Annotated in this window: 18 protein-coding genes; 6 read left to right on the plus strand and 12 right to left on the minus strand. The window is 41.8% G+C overall.

From position 1 onward, the window contains the following. The first annotated feature begins 132 nt into the window (after positions 1 to 132). From GVO60_RS08995 to GVO60_RS09005, 3 genes are all read left to right on the plus strand, one after another. The gene (locus GVO60_RS08995; RefSeq protein WP_159653072.1) at positions 133 to 1,206 is read left to right on the plus strand and encodes a TRAP transporter substrate-binding protein; all 1,074 of its coding nucleotides are present in this window, start codon (positions 133 to 135) and stop codon (positions 1,204 to 1,206) included. Between the two features lie 62 nt (positions 1,207 to 1,268). Further along, the gene (locus GVO60_RS09000; RefSeq protein WP_159653074.1) at positions 1,269 to 1,811 is read left to right on the plus strand and encodes a TRAP transporter small permease subunit; all 543 of its coding nucleotides are present in this window, start codon (positions 1,269 to 1,271) and stop codon (positions 1,809 to 1,811) included. After that, positions 1,798 to 3,183 carry a TRAP transporter large permease gene (locus GVO60_RS09005; RefSeq protein WP_159653076.1) on the plus strand — a complete coding sequence of 462 codons (1,386 nt, stop codon included), beginning with the start codon at positions 1,798 to 1,800 and terminating at the stop codon, positions 3,181 to 3,183. Before GVO60_RS09000 ends, GVO60_RS09005 begins: the two co-directional genes overlap by 14 nt. A gap of 53 nt (positions 3,184 to 3,236) precedes the next feature. On the opposite strand, the gene GVO60_RS09010 is transcribed toward GVO60_RS09005, so the two are convergent. The 6 genes from GVO60_RS09010 to nrtS all read right to left on the minus strand — a co-directional run bounded on the left by GVO60_RS09010 (position 3,237) and on the right by nrtS (position 7,033). Then, positions 3,237 to 3,974 (minus strand): SDR family NAD(P)-dependent oxidoreductase, encoded by a 738-nt coding sequence (locus tag GVO60_RS09010; RefSeq protein ID WP_159653078.1) that lies wholly within the window; start codon positions 3,972 to 3,974, stop codon positions 3,237 to 3,239. Positions 3,975 to 4,009: 35 nt separating this feature from the next. Beyond that, entirely contained in the window at positions 4,010 to 4,510 is a 501-nt protein-coding gene (locus GVO60_RS09015) for a flavodoxin family protein (protein WP_159653080.1), read from the minus strand. 53 nt (positions 4,511 to 4,563) lie between these two features. Next, on the minus strand, positions 4,564 to 4,938 hold the full coding sequence (locus GVO60_RS09020; protein ID WP_159653082.1) for a nuclear transport factor 2 family protein: 375 nt from the start codon (positions 4,936 to 4,938) through the stop codon (positions 4,564 to 4,566). 114 nt (positions 4,939 to 5,052) lie between these two features. Continuing rightward, entirely contained in the window at positions 5,053 to 5,820 is a 768-nt protein-coding gene (locus GVO60_RS09025) for an EAL domain-containing protein (RefSeq protein ID WP_159653085.1), read from the minus strand. Positions 5,821 to 5,864: 44 nt separating this feature from the next. Beyond that, positions 5,865 to 6,791, minus strand: a complete 927-nt coding sequence (locus GVO60_RS09030) for a methyl-accepting chemotaxis protein (RefSeq protein WP_159653087.1) — start codon at positions 6,789 to 6,791, stop codon at positions 5,865 to 5,867. Next, entirely contained in the window at positions 6,791 to 7,033 is a 243-nt protein-coding gene (gene nrtS / locus GVO60_RS09035; protein ID WP_159653089.1) for a nitrate/nitrite transporter NrtS, read from the minus strand. Before nrtS ends, GVO60_RS09030 begins: the two co-directional genes overlap by 1 nt. Positions 7,034 to 7,272: 239 nt before the next feature. Here nrtS and GVO60_RS09040 point away from each other — a divergent pair, with 239 nt between their 5' ends. Next, positions 7,273 to 7,902 (plus strand): helix-turn-helix transcriptional regulator, encoded by a 630-nt coding sequence (locus GVO60_RS09040; protein ID WP_159653091.1) that lies wholly within the window; start codon positions 7,273 to 7,275, stop codon positions 7,900 to 7,902. Here GVO60_RS09040 and GVO60_RS09045 read toward each other — a convergent pair. Together GVO60_RS09045 and GVO60_RS09050 are read right to left on the minus strand one after the other, a co-directional pair. Then, the gene (locus GVO60_RS09045; protein ID WP_159653093.1) at positions 7,899 to 8,282 is read right to left on the minus strand and encodes a VOC family protein; all 384 of its coding nucleotides are present in this window, start codon (positions 8,280 to 8,282) and stop codon (positions 7,899 to 7,901) included. The two genes, GVO60_RS09040 and GVO60_RS09045, sit on opposite strands and share 4 nt — an antisense overlap. A gap of 146 nt (positions 8,283 to 8,428) precedes the next feature. Next, positions 8,429 to 9,622 (minus strand): acetate/propionate family kinase, encoded by a 1,194-nt coding sequence (locus GVO60_RS09050; RefSeq protein ID WP_159653095.1) that lies wholly within the window; start codon positions 9,620 to 9,622, stop codon positions 8,429 to 8,431. Between the two features lie 292 nt (positions 9,623 to 9,914). Here GVO60_RS09050 and GVO60_RS09055 point away from each other — a divergent pair, with 292 nt between their 5' ends. Together GVO60_RS09055 and cueR are read left to right on the plus strand one after the other, a co-directional pair. Beyond that, the gene (locus GVO60_RS09055) at positions 9,915 to 11,525 is read left to right on the plus strand and encodes a putative bifunctional diguanylate cyclase/phosphodiesterase (protein WP_159653097.1); all 1,611 of its coding nucleotides are present in this window, start codon (positions 9,915 to 9,917) and stop codon (positions 11,523 to 11,525) included. A gap of 119 nt (positions 11,526 to 11,644) precedes the next feature. After that, on the plus strand, positions 11,645 to 12,031 hold the full coding sequence (gene cueR / locus GVO60_RS09060) for a Cu(I)-responsive transcriptional regulator (RefSeq protein WP_159653099.1): 387 nt from the start codon (positions 11,645 to 11,647) through the stop codon (positions 12,029 to 12,031). An 83-nt stretch (positions 12,032 to 12,114) separates the two neighbouring features. Here cueR and GVO60_RS09065 read toward each other — a convergent pair whose 3' ends face one another. The 4 genes from GVO60_RS09065 to vctC form a co-directional block, all read right to left on the minus strand. Next, entirely contained in the window at positions 12,115 to 12,498 is a 384-nt protein-coding gene (locus GVO60_RS09065; RefSeq protein WP_159653101.1) for a Rid family detoxifying hydrolase, read from the minus strand. Between the two features lie 23 nt (positions 12,499 to 12,521). Further along, positions 12,522 to 13,733 (minus strand): aromatic amino acid transporter, encoded by a 1,212-nt coding sequence (locus GVO60_RS09070; RefSeq protein WP_159653103.1) that lies wholly within the window; start codon positions 13,731 to 13,733, stop codon positions 12,522 to 12,524. A gap of 98 nt (positions 13,734 to 13,831) precedes the next feature. Continuing rightward, the gene (tnaA, locus tag GVO60_RS09075) at positions 13,832 to 15,250 is read right to left on the minus strand and encodes a tryptophanase (protein WP_159653105.1); all 1,419 of its coding nucleotides are present in this window, start codon (positions 15,248 to 15,250) and stop codon (positions 13,832 to 13,834) included. Positions 15,251 to 15,850: 600 nt separating this feature from the next. Continuing rightward, positions 15,851 to 16,606: an iron chelate ABC transporter ATP-binding protein VctC gene (gene vctC / locus GVO60_RS09080; protein WP_159653107.1), complete on the minus strand. Its 756-nt coding sequence runs from the start codon at positions 16,604 to 16,606 to the stop codon at positions 15,851 to 15,853. Positions 16,607 to 16,613 lie beyond the last annotated feature (7 nt).

A 16,613-nucleotide genomic window follows, 5' to 3' on the forward strand; every position in this document is an offset into this window, starting at 1 on the left:
TTCACCAATAGAGAGCAAGAAATCTCCCCTCTAAACTTAGTGTCAAATGTAACATCGCATTAACACAAATTACTACGCGTCGTTCACATTTATCGATATCTATAAGGAACCCAGCCTCACAAGGAGAGAACCATGAACCTTAAGAAAGTCGCCATCGCTTCAGCACTCGCAATCGCTGCTACCGGCCTTTCTGTTACAGCGCACGCTGCTGACAAGAAGATCCTGCTCAAAACACCCATTGCATTTGGTAGCCACCTACCCGCGCTAGGTACACCAATTCAATGGTATGCCGACCACATTACCAAGACCTCTGGTGGTACGATCAAAATGAAGATCTACGAGCCAGGTAAGCTAGTTAGCCCCGCTGAGATTTTGGACGCAGTTTCTACGGGTAAAGTGAACTCTGGTTACTCAACCGCCGGTTATTGGCAAGGTAAGCTGCCTGCATCTGCCCTTTTCTCTGCAGTGCCGTTTGGCCCAGAGGCTGGCGAGTACATGGCATGGTTGTTCTTTGGGAATGGTTTAAAGCTGTACCAACAAATGTATGACGATGGCGGTTACAACGTAAAAGTGGTGCCTTGTGCGATCATTTCTCCGGAAACATCAGGCTGGTTCCGTAAACCGATTGAAAAGCCGGAAGATCTTAAAGGACTCAATATGCGCTTCTTTGGTCTTGGGGCATCGGTAATGGAAAAACTCGGTGTTGGTACGGTTCAGCTTCCGGGTGGTGAAATCTTCGGCGCTCTTGAAAAAGGGGCAATTGACGCATCTGAATTCTCTCAACCCGCCATCGACCAACGTTTAGGTTTCCATAAAGTCGCGAAGTACAACTACTTCCCAGGCTGGCACCAACAATCGACCGTATTTGAACTCCTTATCAACAAAGATACTTGGGGCAAAATGAGTGATGCACAGCAAGCCGCCGTCGAAACCACGTGTATGGCGACCATGACTTACTCCATTGCTGAAGGTGAAGCGCTACAGTTCAACGCAATGAAGAAAGCGGAAGAAAATGGCGTTGAAATTCGCTACTGGAACAATGAAATGTTAAGCCTGTTTGAAAACACTTGGCTTGAAGTTGTGGAAGAGAAGAAAACCGCTGACCCATTCTTCGACAAAGTATGGAAAGACCTTAGCACCTTCCGTGAGGGCTATGCTTTATGGTCTGCAAATGGATTCCTACCACGTGAAACTCAAAACCAATAACCCTCTGTGAATTGGACCTGTTGGCCGGCTACATGTCGGCCATTGGTTGTAAGGAGTTGCCAATGAGCAAGGTACTATATTCTACCCCAAGCACCCCATTTTATGCCCATATAGAAAGCTTTATTACCACAACGAGTCGAGTTCTTGCATGGACAAACCTCGCGCTTGTGGCCGTTATTATTATCCAAGTTGTGCTGAGAAAAGTGTTCTCGAATGGTCAAATCGCTCTCGAAGAGCTGCAATGGCATCTTTATGCGACTGCCGTAATGTTCGGCACCGCTTACGCCCAGATCAGCAACCTGCACGTGCGCGTCGATCTTTTCTATCATAAGTTTTCTGAACGTAAAAAAGCCGTGGTTGACCTACTTGGCCTGAGCCTACTCGCGATCCCATTTGTGGTCGTCGTTATCCTTCACTCATACGATTTCGCCTACGAATCTTGGCGAGTAAATGAAAGCTCAGCATCCCCCTCTGGCCTTCCATTTCGCTGGTTAATTAAGAGCGTTATCCCTATCAGTTTCTGCCTGTTGTTACTCTCTATGTTGGCAAGAATTCTACGTAATATCGAAACTCTATTTAAAGGTGAACACGATGGAAGCAAATGAATGGATTGTAATTGCCATGTTTGGCTCGTTCATCTTATTACTTTTTACCGGAATTCCCGTCGCCTATGTTCTGGGCGGGATTGGCGTTGTATTTGCCGCGGTTGGTTACTATGCCGATATTTATTTAGATACCTTTACTGGGCTCGACTACACCAGTTTAGGTTTAGTGGTTAACCGTATCTTTAAGATCATGGATAACTGGATTCTGGTCGCGCTACCAATGTTTATATTCATGGGTAACATGCTGGATAAATCAGGTATCGCAGAAAAGCTGATGTCTTCGATGCAAGCACTGTTTGGTAAAGTTCACGGTGGTTTAGCCATCACGGTTATGGCAATCGGGATTATATTAGCCGCTTCGACCGGAATCATTGGGGCATCGGTCGTGTTGTTAACTGTAATGTCACTTCCTAGCATGATGAGACAAGGCTACCACTTGCCCTTGGCACTTGGTACTGTCGCGTCAGCAGGTACATTAGGCATCTTACTTCCCCCGTCAATCATGCTAGTAATAATGGCAGATCAACTTGGTTTGTCCGTGGGTGACCTATTTATGGGCGCTATAATGCCAGGCTTATTACTAGGCAGTTTATACATAGGTTACATCTTAATTGTCGGCAAAATGAATCCGCACAAAGCGCCGATTCCTGATGATGTTCAGCCTGTCGAATGGACTTTGATACTGCAAGTATTTAAAGACATCACACCGACTGTGTTGCTCATATTCTGTGTACTTGGGTCTATTTTTGCTGGGGTCGCGACACCAACTGAAGCCTCAGGTATTGGTGCGTTAGGTGCTACTTTACTTGCCGCATACAACCGGAAACTCAACGTAAAAGTGATGAAAGAGGTCTTGCTCTCGTCATACGGCACAACAGCGTACATCTTTATGATCTTTTTGGGCGCTTCCTGTTTCGCTCTAGTTCTGCGTGAATTAGGGGGCGATGAGTTAATCGAGTCGTTTTTAACCAGCTTGCCGTTTGGTCCGTATGGCATTATTGCTTTCATCTTACTGATTGTATTTATGCTCGGATTTTTCCTCGACTGGATTGAAATCACTTTGATTGCGTTGCCACTGCTTGCTCCCGTGATTTCGAGCTTAGGAATTGAACTGGATGGACACGGCGTCGTCGATAATCCAAGTTTGGTTTGGTTTGTTATGTTAGTCGCTATGGCCTTGCAAACCAGCTTTTTAACCCCGCCAGTAGGCTTCGCTTTGTTCTACCTTAAAGGTGTTTGTCCTGACGGTGTCGCTCTTAAAGACATCTATCGAGGCGTTATACCTTTCATATTGATTCAGTTAGTTGCCTTGGTGTGTTTGGTTGTGTGGCCGCAACTGGTGCTTTGGTTCCCGAGCGTTGCTTACGGTTAAATAAAAATAAAGCCAGCTAATCGCTGGCTTTATTTTCAAGAGAATTTCAAGGCTTAAGCTAACGTTAAGCCTCCATCTACCACTAAGGTGTGCCCCACTACATAACTCGATTTAGGAGAGAGTAAAAATTCAATCGCGTCAACAATTTCACTTGGGTTAGCAAAACGTTTACATGGAACGACGTCAGATACGGTTTGTCGAATTTGAGGGTCTTCTTGCTGCCTTTCTTCCCATCTTGGCGTCCATGTCACGCCAGGTGCAACCGCATTGATACGAATACCACGCTCAATATTCTCAAGTGCAACGGAACGAGTTAACCCTTCCAAAGCGTGTTTTGCGGCGCTATACATGGCAGCATTGGGTGTTGGTCTTAGTCCATTGATGGAACTGACATTCACAATCACGCCACCTGTTTTCATCAATCGAATTTCACGTTTTAAGCAGAGCGCTTGTGACCAAAAATCCACATCAAGGGTCGCTTTGAGATCTTCTATCGCGACCTGATCAAACGAGCCCCTAGATGCTATAGCGGGAGAGGCATTATTTACTGCTAGATCTAGCGATTTATAGTGAGATTCAATGTGATCAAATAGACGATTAAGATTGGATTGCTTTGATATATCGATGGTTAGATAGTCGACATCGTTCAATTCAGGGTATGTTAGACAAGCGCTTTGCCATAGTGCTATGTTTCGCGAACAAGTCACTACTTTATAGCCGTTATTAATTAATCTAAGTACCGTTTCCAACCCGATACCTTTAGAACCACCTGTAACTAACGCCGTTTTCATAACGATTTCCTTGTTATTTTCACAGAGTAAGAGAATCAATGCACCTTATCTAAAGCCATACCGGCAACCGCCCCAAGTGACGCTAGATCCGTCTCTGCTTGAATCGCGGCATATGTCCACCCATTGAACTCCATTTCCATATACTTAGCCGTCATTGAGAAAGGTTCAATGAAACAATCGGGTAGCTCTATATTATAGCCCGTCGATAATACCGAGATTGATTTACCTTTTAGTTCTCGGCCAAGATCTTTTTCTATGGTTAATAGATCAGATAGACGATCGAAAAAGACTTTCAACTGAGCAGACATTGAGTACCAATACACAGGGGATGCAAAAACTATATGGTCAAATTCACTGAGTTCAGCAATCAGAGGGAGAAAATCATCGAACCGATTATGATGCTCATAATCATAAAAAGAGATATCTCTCTCCGATAAGTCGAACAAGACAGCCTCTGAACAGCGAACGAACTCATTAACGAGTTTTCTTGTATTCCCATCTGATTTCGATGTACCTAATACAACGGCAACTTTCATATCGCCCCCCTTACTACTGCGTACCTAAACAAGAATGATGTTTGTCTCAATGATTAAGAAACGAGTTCAAACTCATCGCAAGGGGTTCCTTGGTGATACTTCAATTGCCAATTCCGCCCAGTGAAGACCCAAATAGAAGAGCGTTTCGCAAAGTGACTTTTGGCACCTAGTTCGCTCACCCAAGCGGTTTTATACAAGAGTAAATGAGTTGACGGTTCTAGTTGAATGCTTTCAAATTCTTGCGAGTGGATACGACCTTTTGATGGTTTCTCGCCATCCATCATTTTAATGATCGACGCAAAGTCATAGCTAATACCAGACTTTCCGACTTCTTTAAAAGTTGGATGTACAAGGCGAGACACCTCTTCTTTACTTTGGCGTGTTGCAAACTGATGTAAGGCGATTTCTTGTTCGATCAAAACATCCATCTCGAACCTCTTTTGATTATGCAATTTTAGAAATAATGCCTTGTTTTATGAGCATGTGCAAATCACCGAAATCCCATAATATCAACAACTAACTAATTAGTGATCCAGTCGATATTATTTCTCTATCAGCACTGGTTTATCAAATAAATAGCCTTGCGCTAAGTCAATACCCAGTGCCTTAGCGATCATTAACTGTTCAACTTCTTCGACGCCTTCTGCCAACACTAATCCACCATAATAGTGCACTGTTTTGACAACAGTTTTTATCTTCTCAAACAGTGAATCATCATGAGGTAACCGACTTACAATCGAGATACAGAGTTTCACCACTTCGGGATTGACCTCTTCAATCATGGCTAGGTCAAAATAACCGCAACCCACATCATCAAGCCAAAACTCATAACCTTTAACTCGAAGTTGAGTCATTTGTTGCAAAATTGGTAACCAGTCTTCTATTGGAAGGTGCTCTGTTAGTTCAATCTTAACGATATTAGCGAATTCGAAGTGCAGTAAAATCTCAATAACCTCTTCGTCCAGTAACATTGCTGGAGAAAGGTTAATGGTATAAAAATCCGTTGAAGCAAAGCGCTTAATGTTCGTAAGGTGGACCTTTAACGCCAGAATCTCCAGTTCTTTATCTAACTCGTGTCGCTGCGCAGTAGCAAAAAGTTGATCCGGTCTATGCAGCTGAGAGTCGCTCGGCCCCCGAATCAACAACTCTACGCCACATTGTTTGCCGCACTTAATGTTTTGTATTGTCTGTTGATATGAATAGAGTCTTCGTTTTTCAATGATCTCCTCTAGCGCCAACTTGTTAGCACTTTTCTCTGTATACTTTTCCGGTTTAATCGAGGCTGACAATACATCTTCATTTTGTCGCATAGCATATCCTTATCTGCTACTGATTGGCGTACTTGCCTCAGTGTCTAAACTGATTCGAACGTGTGTTTTGCATCCAACTCTAAATAATCAAGTGAATGTACAATTTGCTCAGCAAGTTCATGGTTATTGCCAGATAAACTGATCGATAATTTGGTATCTTCTACCAAAGCCTCCATATTCTGTTTCACTAAATTTGAGCTTGCTAACTGAGTTTCTATCGCATCCGTAATGGTTTTCGAGGCAGTTTTACTTTCGAGTGAAATCGTCATTAAATTCTGCATATTGCCCATGGTTTCCTGCGTAACTTCTGAGCTTAAGATGATGACATCTTCAACTTCTTTCTGTTTATTGAAAATGCTCTCTGAGATCTTCGAGATCGATGCCATTTCTAAGTCGATACTTTCAGCAGATTGATTCGCGGTGTTCGCAAGTTGTCTAACCTCGTCGGCAACCACTGCAAACCCACGTCCATGCTCACCGGCTCTTGCTGCTTCAATCGCCGCATTTAGCGCTAAAAGATTAGTTTGGGCTGCAATACCTTTTATAGAATCAACCAGTTGGGTAACGTTCTTATTTATCTCATCCAGTGACTCTAGTAATTCACTAAACTGACAAATCTTCTCTTTTGAAAACAGTACTTGCTGCTGCAATAACGTCAGCTTTTCGATTGTTTCATCCGCTGTTTGCGCCGTTTGACTTGAGTACTTATGACTTTCGCAAGATAGCTTGTTAATACTCTCCGACTGTTCAATGAAATCGTTTATCAGTGCCGAGCTTTGAGTAATCGACTCAGCACGACTTTTCGATGCTTTCTGAACATTCGCCGCATTGACGTAAATCTTCTTAGCATAAAGCGTTGGATCATTTTGTTTGAACTCGCGATATAACTTTGAAATCTGCTCTAATTCAGCAAGGTGGTTAGCATGGATTGGAACTAAGTCTTTAGGCTGCTTCTTAAATAGGCTTTTCATTATGAGGCTACCTTCTTTCGAGCTTGAAGAGTCGCAGAAACGCTTGCCTGCGTAGAGACACAAAATGGTACGCAGTAAGTCATTAGAATCTTGATGATCACGGTACTATCCAAACCACTGCCTAGTAGTTTATCGCCGTGATTAATAAACATCAGTATGGTTCCAACTATCATAGAAACTTTAATGGAACGCTTAAGAATTGCAGGCTCTGCTGCCGTTTTGAAAAACTGAGCTAGGTACATCTATTACCTCATCCAGAAAATTTATTGGTCCGGTGAATAATAGATCGAATTGAACGATCGTTCAATTGGTGTTTTATCAAAAATGAGTCAAACAATGCGCTTGCTCACACTATGTTTAGGTAGGATAACGTACTGCTGTTTGAGAGCTCTTGTTCAAATAAAAAGCCTCCCAAAAATGATAATATCGTCTTAAAGTAAGAGTGTGCGTAAAGTTCGAAAATACACGCTATGAGTCCGTGATGAGTATTATAGATATTTGGCAATCCAGCCCGAAAGAGTTAAGAGAATCTTACGTGATACCAGATGGCTGTCAGGATGTGATTATTGTCCGAAAGCCCGGTATTGCTCCTTACATTTACCTATCCCCTCTATATTGCAATACCATCAAAGTTAGTCTTACTGCTGATACGTCCATGATGGGATTTCGCCTCCAACCGGGAAACAATTTTTCGCGACTATCTATGACATGCTTAGAGCAATCTATCGATTCTAAAGAGATCATCACCGACATTATCGAAAGTTCTACATTCACCGATATTCATGTGGCTGAAGCCCTAGCCTGTATTCGCGAATATGGGCAAAGCATCCAATACTGCGCAGAACAGCTCGGCGTGAGTAGCCGAACCTTACAACGATTGCTTTACCAACATACTACTCGCTCCCCAGCTTTTTGGTTGCAACTTGCTCGCGTAAGGCATTGTGCGCTTGAGCTGAGTAAAAATGGCGTCCACCCGGATATTGCCTACCAATGTCACTATTCCGACCAAGCTCACATGTGTCGAGAAATAAAACAGTGGTTTGGTGTTACGCCATCGCAGCTCGTAACAAGAACTGATTTGACCGAGCAATTGTATGCGCAGGCCTACTAACTTGAGACTGGCGTACATATCTCGACTAATGCACCATTTATATCAGACACGTAAGCGGTCGTTTGCCCCCACGGCATATGTTCGACACTTTGAACAAGTCGGGCTCCGGATTCAATCGCACGCTCCAACGCCTTCGCTACATCATCTGTTTCAAATGCAATCTCAAAACTCGATGAACTGGCATCCGCTTTTGAAGGATTTTTGCCTAATTGTTCCATAAGCTTTATCGAAGAAAACGAAAGCTTTGTGTCTCCTGTATCCAACTCTCCGTAGTCTTCGCTTTCATGTAGAAACGAGACGTTTAACCCAAACGCTTGTACGTAAAAATCCAACGTTTTCTTTACATCTTCAACGTATAAAATCGTGTATTTAAATTTCATTGTCTTATCCTCCGCAACTGATGTAGCAAAGCATAACGACTGTGCCGAGCGAATATTGAAGATATGCGACAAAACAGCGATCGAAATTCAAGAAAGCAAAAAAGCGAGCACTAGGCTCGCTTTCAATAGATTTAATCTGACTTAGATTACAGCAACTCTACCGACTGCTGAGCAATCACGAATTCTTCGTTGGTTGGAATTACCATTGCCACAGCATCTAGTACGTTTGATTTTGCGATAATGCCAGCATTGCCGAAGCGTGCATCTTCATTACCTTTCTCATCTTCAACGAAACCTAATAGTTTAAGGTTCTTCAGAATCTCGCGACGGATAGGAAGAGAGTTTTCACCAATACCACCAGTAAAGATGATACCGTCAAATGAATCTAGCGCTGCAAGGTAAGAAGCGATGTACTTAGATACGCGGTATGTAAATACTTGGAACGCTAGAGCAGCACCTTCGTGGCCTTCTTCCATCGCTTCCAAAATACCACGTGCATCACTTGTAAGACCAGAAACACCCAAGAAACCAGAAGCTTTGTTCAATGAGTTGAATACTTTCTCTTGAGACCAGCCTTTCTTCAATAGGTACTCGATGATGCCTGGGTCAAGGTCACCACAACGTGTGCCCATCATTAAGCCAGACAGTGGTGTGAAGCCCATTGACGTATCAATTGATTCGCCGTTGTTGATAGCACAAACAGAAGCACCGTTACCTAGGTGAACAGAGATGAAGCTCGACTCTTCAACAGGCTTGTTTAGCATCTTCGCAGCTTCGCGGCTTACGAAGTAGTGGCTAGTACCATGGAAACCATAGCGACGGATACCGAAATCTGTGTATAACTCTTTAGCAATTGCACCAGTAAATGCACGTTGAGGCATAGTTTGGTGAAATGCTGTATCGAATACTGCGAACTGAGGGAGACTTGGGAAAGCTTGCATTGCAGCTTGAATGCCCTTCGCACCTGCAGGGTTGTGAAGCGGAGCCAGATCAGACAGGCTTTCAATTTCTGCTAGCACTTCGTCATCAATACGAACAGTTGACGTAAACTTCTCACCACCATGAACAATACGGTGACCTACAGCGACTAAGTCTTGAGTAAAACCTAACGTTTCCATAAGCGCAACGATACGATTGATCGCATGTTGGTGGTGGTTGTCAGGTGCTGTAATTGCTTCTTCTGTTTTTTCGCCGTTGTATTTCCAGCTGATTACCGCTTCTGGTAGGCCAAAGCATTCGCCAAGACCAGAAACAATTGCGTCACCTGACTTAGAGTCGATAACGGCAAACTTCAGTGATGAGCTACCAGAGTTAATAACCAGCACAAACGAATTAGACATAAAGTATGTTTCCTGTTTCAGACCGAGTTGTAGAAAGCACTATGCGTGTATTGTTATGGATTACATTATTCAATATTTTTTGAATCTTTCAACTTTTCTTAGATAGATTAAACAAAACAAGTAACTTTTGTTGATCTAAAGCAACTGTTTAATTATTTCGCCCCCTAAATTTAATGTTAGTTTTATAAATAATCGTTTTGTACCTACACTTTAAGTACTGCAAGCAATTTCATTTGATTGATAATTTGATACACTACAATAACAATACGTTATACTATAAATGGTGTGAGAGTTGTTTACATTAGCGATTATCTTTATCTTATCGGGCATTTTGCTACTGATTTTTGGGTTGCTCCCAGCGAGAAAAATCTGTGCAAAAACCAAACACAAAGGCTGGAGAATGTTAAGCATTCTGATCGGTTGTTTCATCGTTGGTTACACCGGTGTGCTCGCATCTTTGCTATTATCAAACACCATAGATTCTATTTTGTTTGGCCTCTCGCTGATCCTTTTCTCCGGAGCGATCTTTGTGTACATGGTCACTTCGTTTAGCTTAAATACAATCAATAAGTTACATACACTAGCTGAAGAAGAGAAGTATAACGCGCTGCACGATCCCCTCACCTCTTTACCGAATCGGAAACACTGCATTGAGACAATTAACTTACTGATCGAAATGGAAACACCCTTTCAGTTAATGTTGATGGACGTGGTTAACTTTAAACAAGTGAATGATGGTATGGGACATTTCTGTGGGGACCAGCTCTTAATCCAAATCGGTCAACGTATCGCATCGCACCTTGATAAAGGCGACTTCATTGCACGAATCGGAGGAGATGAGTTCGTTATTATTTGTCCAAACAAAAACGATATAGAGACACAAGCGATAGCTAACATAATCAACTTTGAGCTTAAAAAGCCATTTTCTATTGATGGTTTTGAATTAACTAGCAGCTCAATAATCGGTATCAGCACATTCCCTGATAACGGTACTGATGCTGAACAGATGATAAACTCTGCTGACGTAGCCATGTATTGGGCTAAAAAAAGTGGTCGAGAACACGCTCGTTTTCGTTCATCCATGAGCCAAGGCGCTCGTAAAAAACTACAAATCTCACGACAAATAGATCAAGCGTTAGAAAAAGAACAGTTCAGAATTTTCTACCAGCCAATCATCTGTAGCAAACTCGATATTGTCTGTGGATATGAAGCCTTGATGCGTTGGGTTAAAGAGGATGGGACGACAATAAGCCCTATCGATTTCATTCCCATTGCGGAACAAAGCAATAAAATCAACTCAATCACTGAATGGCTGTTAGATAAAGTCGCAATGGATATTGATGCTTTTGATGACGCCGGCATTCACTGTCCGATTCATGTCAATCTCTCAGCCAAAGACCTAATGGGACGCAACCTTGAAAACCAGTTAACCCGGCTTGCCAACTCAGATCCAAGATTTGTTGCGACTGTAGTATTGGAGATCACTGAAAGTACTGCTATAAATCGTCTACGTAGCCCTGAAAAGTTGCTTGAAAAACTAAAAGCGATTGGTTTCAAAATCAGCCTAGATGACTTCGGAACAGGCTACTCTTCTTTGTCATTATTGAGAGATCTGCCCGTTGACCAAATAAAGATCGATCGATCATTTCTTTATCAATTGGAAGACAATGATAGAAATCGCTCGATTGTATCTAACGCAATTTCATTGGCTCATGGTCTTGGGTATACGGTTGTTGCAGAAGGAGTCGAACAGTTAGAAATACTTAAAATTTTAAGAATGTATGGTTGCGATTACATCCAAGGCTTTTACTATAGTCCTGCCATTCCACTGCAGGAGGTAATCGCTTGGACTCATCATCACAATCCTCCGCAGATTAATGAGCTTGCCCATTATACGACCTAAGGCGCCATCACTCCTTTTATAAGAAAACCTCTTGGCGTTCTGTCCATAAAAGTAGTAAAACCTATCAATAAACTTAAAATGTTGCATTGAAGTCGTCTGACTGCGAAGTTGAGGTAAACATGAATATTGGCGTCGTTTCTAAACTCACTAGCCTATCTAGCAAGTCTATCCGCCTGTATGAAGAGAAAGGGCTTATAACACCACCCGCTCGTAGTGAATCCGGTTATCGTGAGTATTCAGACCAACACGTTCAAGAATTGAACCTGATCTCACGCGCTAAAAATGCTGGGTTTTCTCTCATAGAGTGCAAAGAGTTCGTTGAACTCGCCCATAACCCCAACCGAAAAAGCAGCGAAGTAAAAGCCAAAGCACAAGAAAAACTGCATGAAGTTGAGTTGAAGATCCGAGAGCTTAAAGAGATTGAAAAACAGTTGAAGCAGTGGGTTTTAACATGCCCGGGGGACGCTGGCAGTAAGTGCCCTATTATCGAAGAGCTCACTAAATAGGCCGCTGTAACGAATACAATAATTGAATAAGAGGAAACACAATAGGTTGCGTTTCCTCAATAGCAAGTCTAATTGAGATATTCCTATCTACATGCAGTGACTTCTATTTCTACTTGAGCATCCATTGGTAAGCGCGCTACTTCCACACAAGAACGTGCAGGAAATGGTGCGTTACTCTGTTCAAAAAATTCCTTATACGCCTCATTGATGACTGGAAAATCATTAAGGTCTTTGACAAATACCGTCGTTTTAACGATATCCCAAACATTAAGACCAGACTCTTCAATAATGGATAAAGCGTTCGACAACGATTGAGTGGTTTGGTTAGCGACGCCTTCAACCATCAGTTTTGTCGTTGGATCAATAGGCAATTGTCCAGACGTTATCACTATATCGCCAAATCGAATGCCTTGGACATAGGGACCAATGGCGAGCGGCGCTTTATCAGTACTAATAATTTGTTTCATGCTTTCTCCTTATCGAAGAGTAATTAACTAAATTCCGGCAATAGATTCATCATTGCCATAAAGTGGAAAAGTGCTGTAACAACCCCAAACGTCATCACTAACGCAATCATTGGCGTTCCTCCAGGAGCCATAAATCCATCTTGCCCGCCTTCTAGTTTGCGAGATCTGTAGACCAACATTGCAGGAATAAAACAAGTCCATACCGTTGCAGCAGCGCCGGCATATCCGATAGCGATTACAAACCCAAAAGGAAACAGAAGAGAAAAAACGAGAGGAGGGATAAAAGTAATCACTGCCGTTTTTGCTCGGCCGCGTTTAGAGTCATTGATTTTGAAACAGTCCGCTAAGAAATCAAATAAACCGAGGCCAACACCAATAAATGAAGAGAGAATCGCAGCCATCGAAAACGCATTAATAGCACCTTCCACCTTTTCAGAATCAATCACGGAACTTAGGGCGACTAATAGCGCTTCTACATTACCCCCTTGCTCTAAAACAGGACCAAAATTGTCACGAGGCAAATTCCCGTAGATACTTACAACCCAAAGAATATAGAGAATTAACGCAATGAAGGTTCCGCCAAGAATGGCGTATTTCGCGCGCTGCTCGTTCCCATAATATGAACGCATACTGGCAACAGAATGGTGATAACCAAAAGAAGTCAGTGCCACAGGCAGCATCGCCATCGCGTAGGGAGCGTAACTCATACCTTTGTTTTCATAGTCAAACAAAACACTGACATCAATATTCATTGCTAAGCCAGAAACGCCAAATGTGAAGCTTAAAACCATAAAGGCAATCAATACGACCGAAATCTTATCGACCGCTCGAGTCGAATGCCAAACAAAAAGAGAGAAAATAGCTACAAAAGCAATGGACGCAAATTTGTTATTAAAACCCAACATACCTTCAAGAATTAATCCTGAAGTCGTAATATAGGCATATAACAAAATGCTACCAACGAAATAAACCGCAATATTATTAATATAGTTTACGTTTACACCATAGATATCCTTAGTTACTGTATTAAAAGAAACTTTTAAATCGTATCGTTTAAACGCTTCTAATAGCATCCAGCCAGACATCGTCATTACAATCATTGTAATAAATATTGCAATAATTGACCACGTTGTCCAAGCTCCGGCTCCAGAACTTGGTAGACCCAACATTCCAGCACCAACACAGACCCCAGCAATAATACAAGAGCCACCTATAATAGATGGTTGTTTTTCCATAATTTATATCCTTTAAATTGTTTTATTCAAGCAGCATCAGGGTGCAGCGCATTATTAGATAATGCGCTGAAATAATAGAGAGCTTGATATTTGGAGCCTTAATTCACTTCTTTAAGTCGAGCTGTAAAATGACGAAGTACTTTAGGTTCATAAGTAAACTCAAGACCTTTAATGTTTTCGGCATTATTTTTCACTCGTTCAAAGGCTTCTATAACGAAGTCCATGTGAGTCTGCGTGTAGGTCGCGCGTGGTATCGTCAGTCGAAGCAATTCAGCAGGACACGGGTGCTGTTTACCCGTTGCAGGGTCTCGTCCGAGCAACATTGAGCCAATTTCAACCGCGCGAATACCTGCGACTTTATATAGCTCACAAGCAAGAGCATGTGCAGGAAACTGATCAGATGGGATATGTGGTAACAGTTTGCCCGCATCAACAAAAGCCGCGTGACCACCAGCTTGCTGACATACAACACCAATGCTTTCTAATCCACTAACCAAGTACTCAATTTGACCGATTCTGTATTCAAGCCATTCTTGACGCATTGCCTCATACAGACCTACAGCCAAACGTTCCATCGCACCGCCTTCTAGGCCGCCATACGTAGGGAATCCTTCTTGTACCACGCACAAGGTGCGACATTCGGTGTAGACTTCAAACATGCTTTCATTTTTAAAGCACATCAAACCACCCATCTGTACCATAGCGTCTTTCTTTGCAGACATAGCAAGAGCATCGGCATACTTATAGGTTTCTAGCGTAATATCTTCAATTGACCAGTCTTGGTAGCCAGGTTCACGTTGCTGAATAAAGTAGGCATTTTCGGCGTAACGTGCGGAGTCCATAATGACTGGGATATCGTATCTTTGTGCAATTTCATACACAGCTTTTAAGTTGGCAATCGACACAGGCTGGCCACCTGCAGAGTTACATGTAATCGTACTTATAATATATGGAACGTTTTTTGGCCCTACTTCTAGAATCCCTTGCTCAAGTTTATCTAAGTCAAAATTGCCTTTGAAGTCTGCGTGCGTTGATGTATCAAACGCTTCTTCAACATATACATTTTTGGCAACGCAGCAGTTTACTTGAGTATGGCCTTGTGTCGTGTCAAAGAAGTAATTTGAAAACGCGACCATTTTATCTCTATCAAGGCCTTTTTCTTTTTCTCGTTTTGCAATGAGAACTGGAATATATAACTGCTCAGCACCACGTCCTTGGTGCGTTGGAATCGTTAAATCATAATCGAATATTTTTTTAACGGCATTTGCCAAAGCATAGTAACTGCGGCTACCACTGTATGCTTCGTCACCCATTAACATGGCAGCTTGCATACTTTGAGTGATCGCACCAGTTCCACTATCTGTGAGAAGATCAATAAACACATCTTCACTATCCAAAAGAAATGGATTCATTCCTGCTTTTTCAATTTTTTCTTTACGGTACTCTTCAGTGGTTGTTTTTACTGGCTCAACAACACGAACGCGAAATGGTTCTGGCAGATGTTTGTAATTATCCATAGTTATTCCTCAAACATTAATTTGATTATATTTTTATATCTAGTTTTTTTAGAGCAAACCTTACCCTGCCAATTACATAGCATTTGATAAATAAAGTGCGCTCAGGAATTCATCGAAAAATTATCCGATAAATTAATTTTTATGAAGTTTGATTACGCGCTATAGACCTAGCGCTTACAATCAATATTTATTGAGGAATAAATGAAGGTAAGATAGATAATTTAAAGTCGTGCGTGAACCAAGCCAAAGAGCTCGACCATAACTTATGTTGTATTCTTAGATATTTCATATCTAATATCCCTTTATCTACAGTGATTAAATATCACATAAAGTATGATTCTATAAATTGTACAATTAATAAACCATAAATAACGATAAATGTGATCAAAACCATAATTGTTATCTGGTTTTTATTGACATATATAGTTTATTATAATTTCGATATGCATCTAGCCTCTATCGCATAATTTAATTATTTAAAATATTTGAATACATTTAGTGTTGAAGCACTAAAATACAACTAAAGTTTATATGTCATTTACAAAAAAAGCCCAGACTAGGGCTTTTTAAGAATATGAGCACAATTAACATCATGCGTACTTAATAATAAGTACACATCCGCTTACCCTCTACTTCGATTATATTGAAAGGAGTTTCATAAATATCTTCCAAAATATCTGACTGAATCACCTGCTCAACGCTTCCTTGTGCAACTACTTTTCCTTTTTTCAATGCGATGATCTTGTCTGAATAACATGCAGCGAAATTAATATCATGGATAACAACAACAACGGCTTTGTTCATCTCGTGTGCTAATCGACCAATGTTACGCATAATCTGTAGGGAATGACGGATATCGAGATTATTCAGTGGTTCATCTAAAAACACGTAATCCGTATCTTGCGCCATCACCATCGCAATAAATGACAACTGACGTTGACCGCCACTCAGCTCATCAAGGTATTTATGTTGGATTGACGACAAATCCAGATACTCGATCGCTCTGTCGATCACTTGTGTATCTTCCTCTGTCAACTTGCCTTGCGAGTATGGGAAACGCCCAAAAGACACCATTTCACGAACAGTAAAGCGCATCGTGATATTGTTCGCCTGACGTAACACAGCCAATCGCTTAGCCAGTGCATTATTGTCCCATTCGGACAGTTCTTTACAATCTATATATACTTCACCCGAGTCTTTTCCTACTAGGCGACTCGCCATCGAAAGCAACGTGCTCTTACCCGCTCCATTAGGACCAATGATCGACGTTACCTTACCTTTTTCAAAATCAGCGCTCGCATTATCGACAACCGCAGACTGACCAAATACTTTTTTTAGCCCTTTTAACGAAATCATATTTACC

Source organism: Vibrio atypicus (assembly GCF_009811315.1).
GTDB classification, from domain to species: domain Bacteria; phylum Pseudomonadota; class Gammaproteobacteria; order Enterobacterales; family Vibrionaceae; genus Vibrio; species Vibrio atypicus.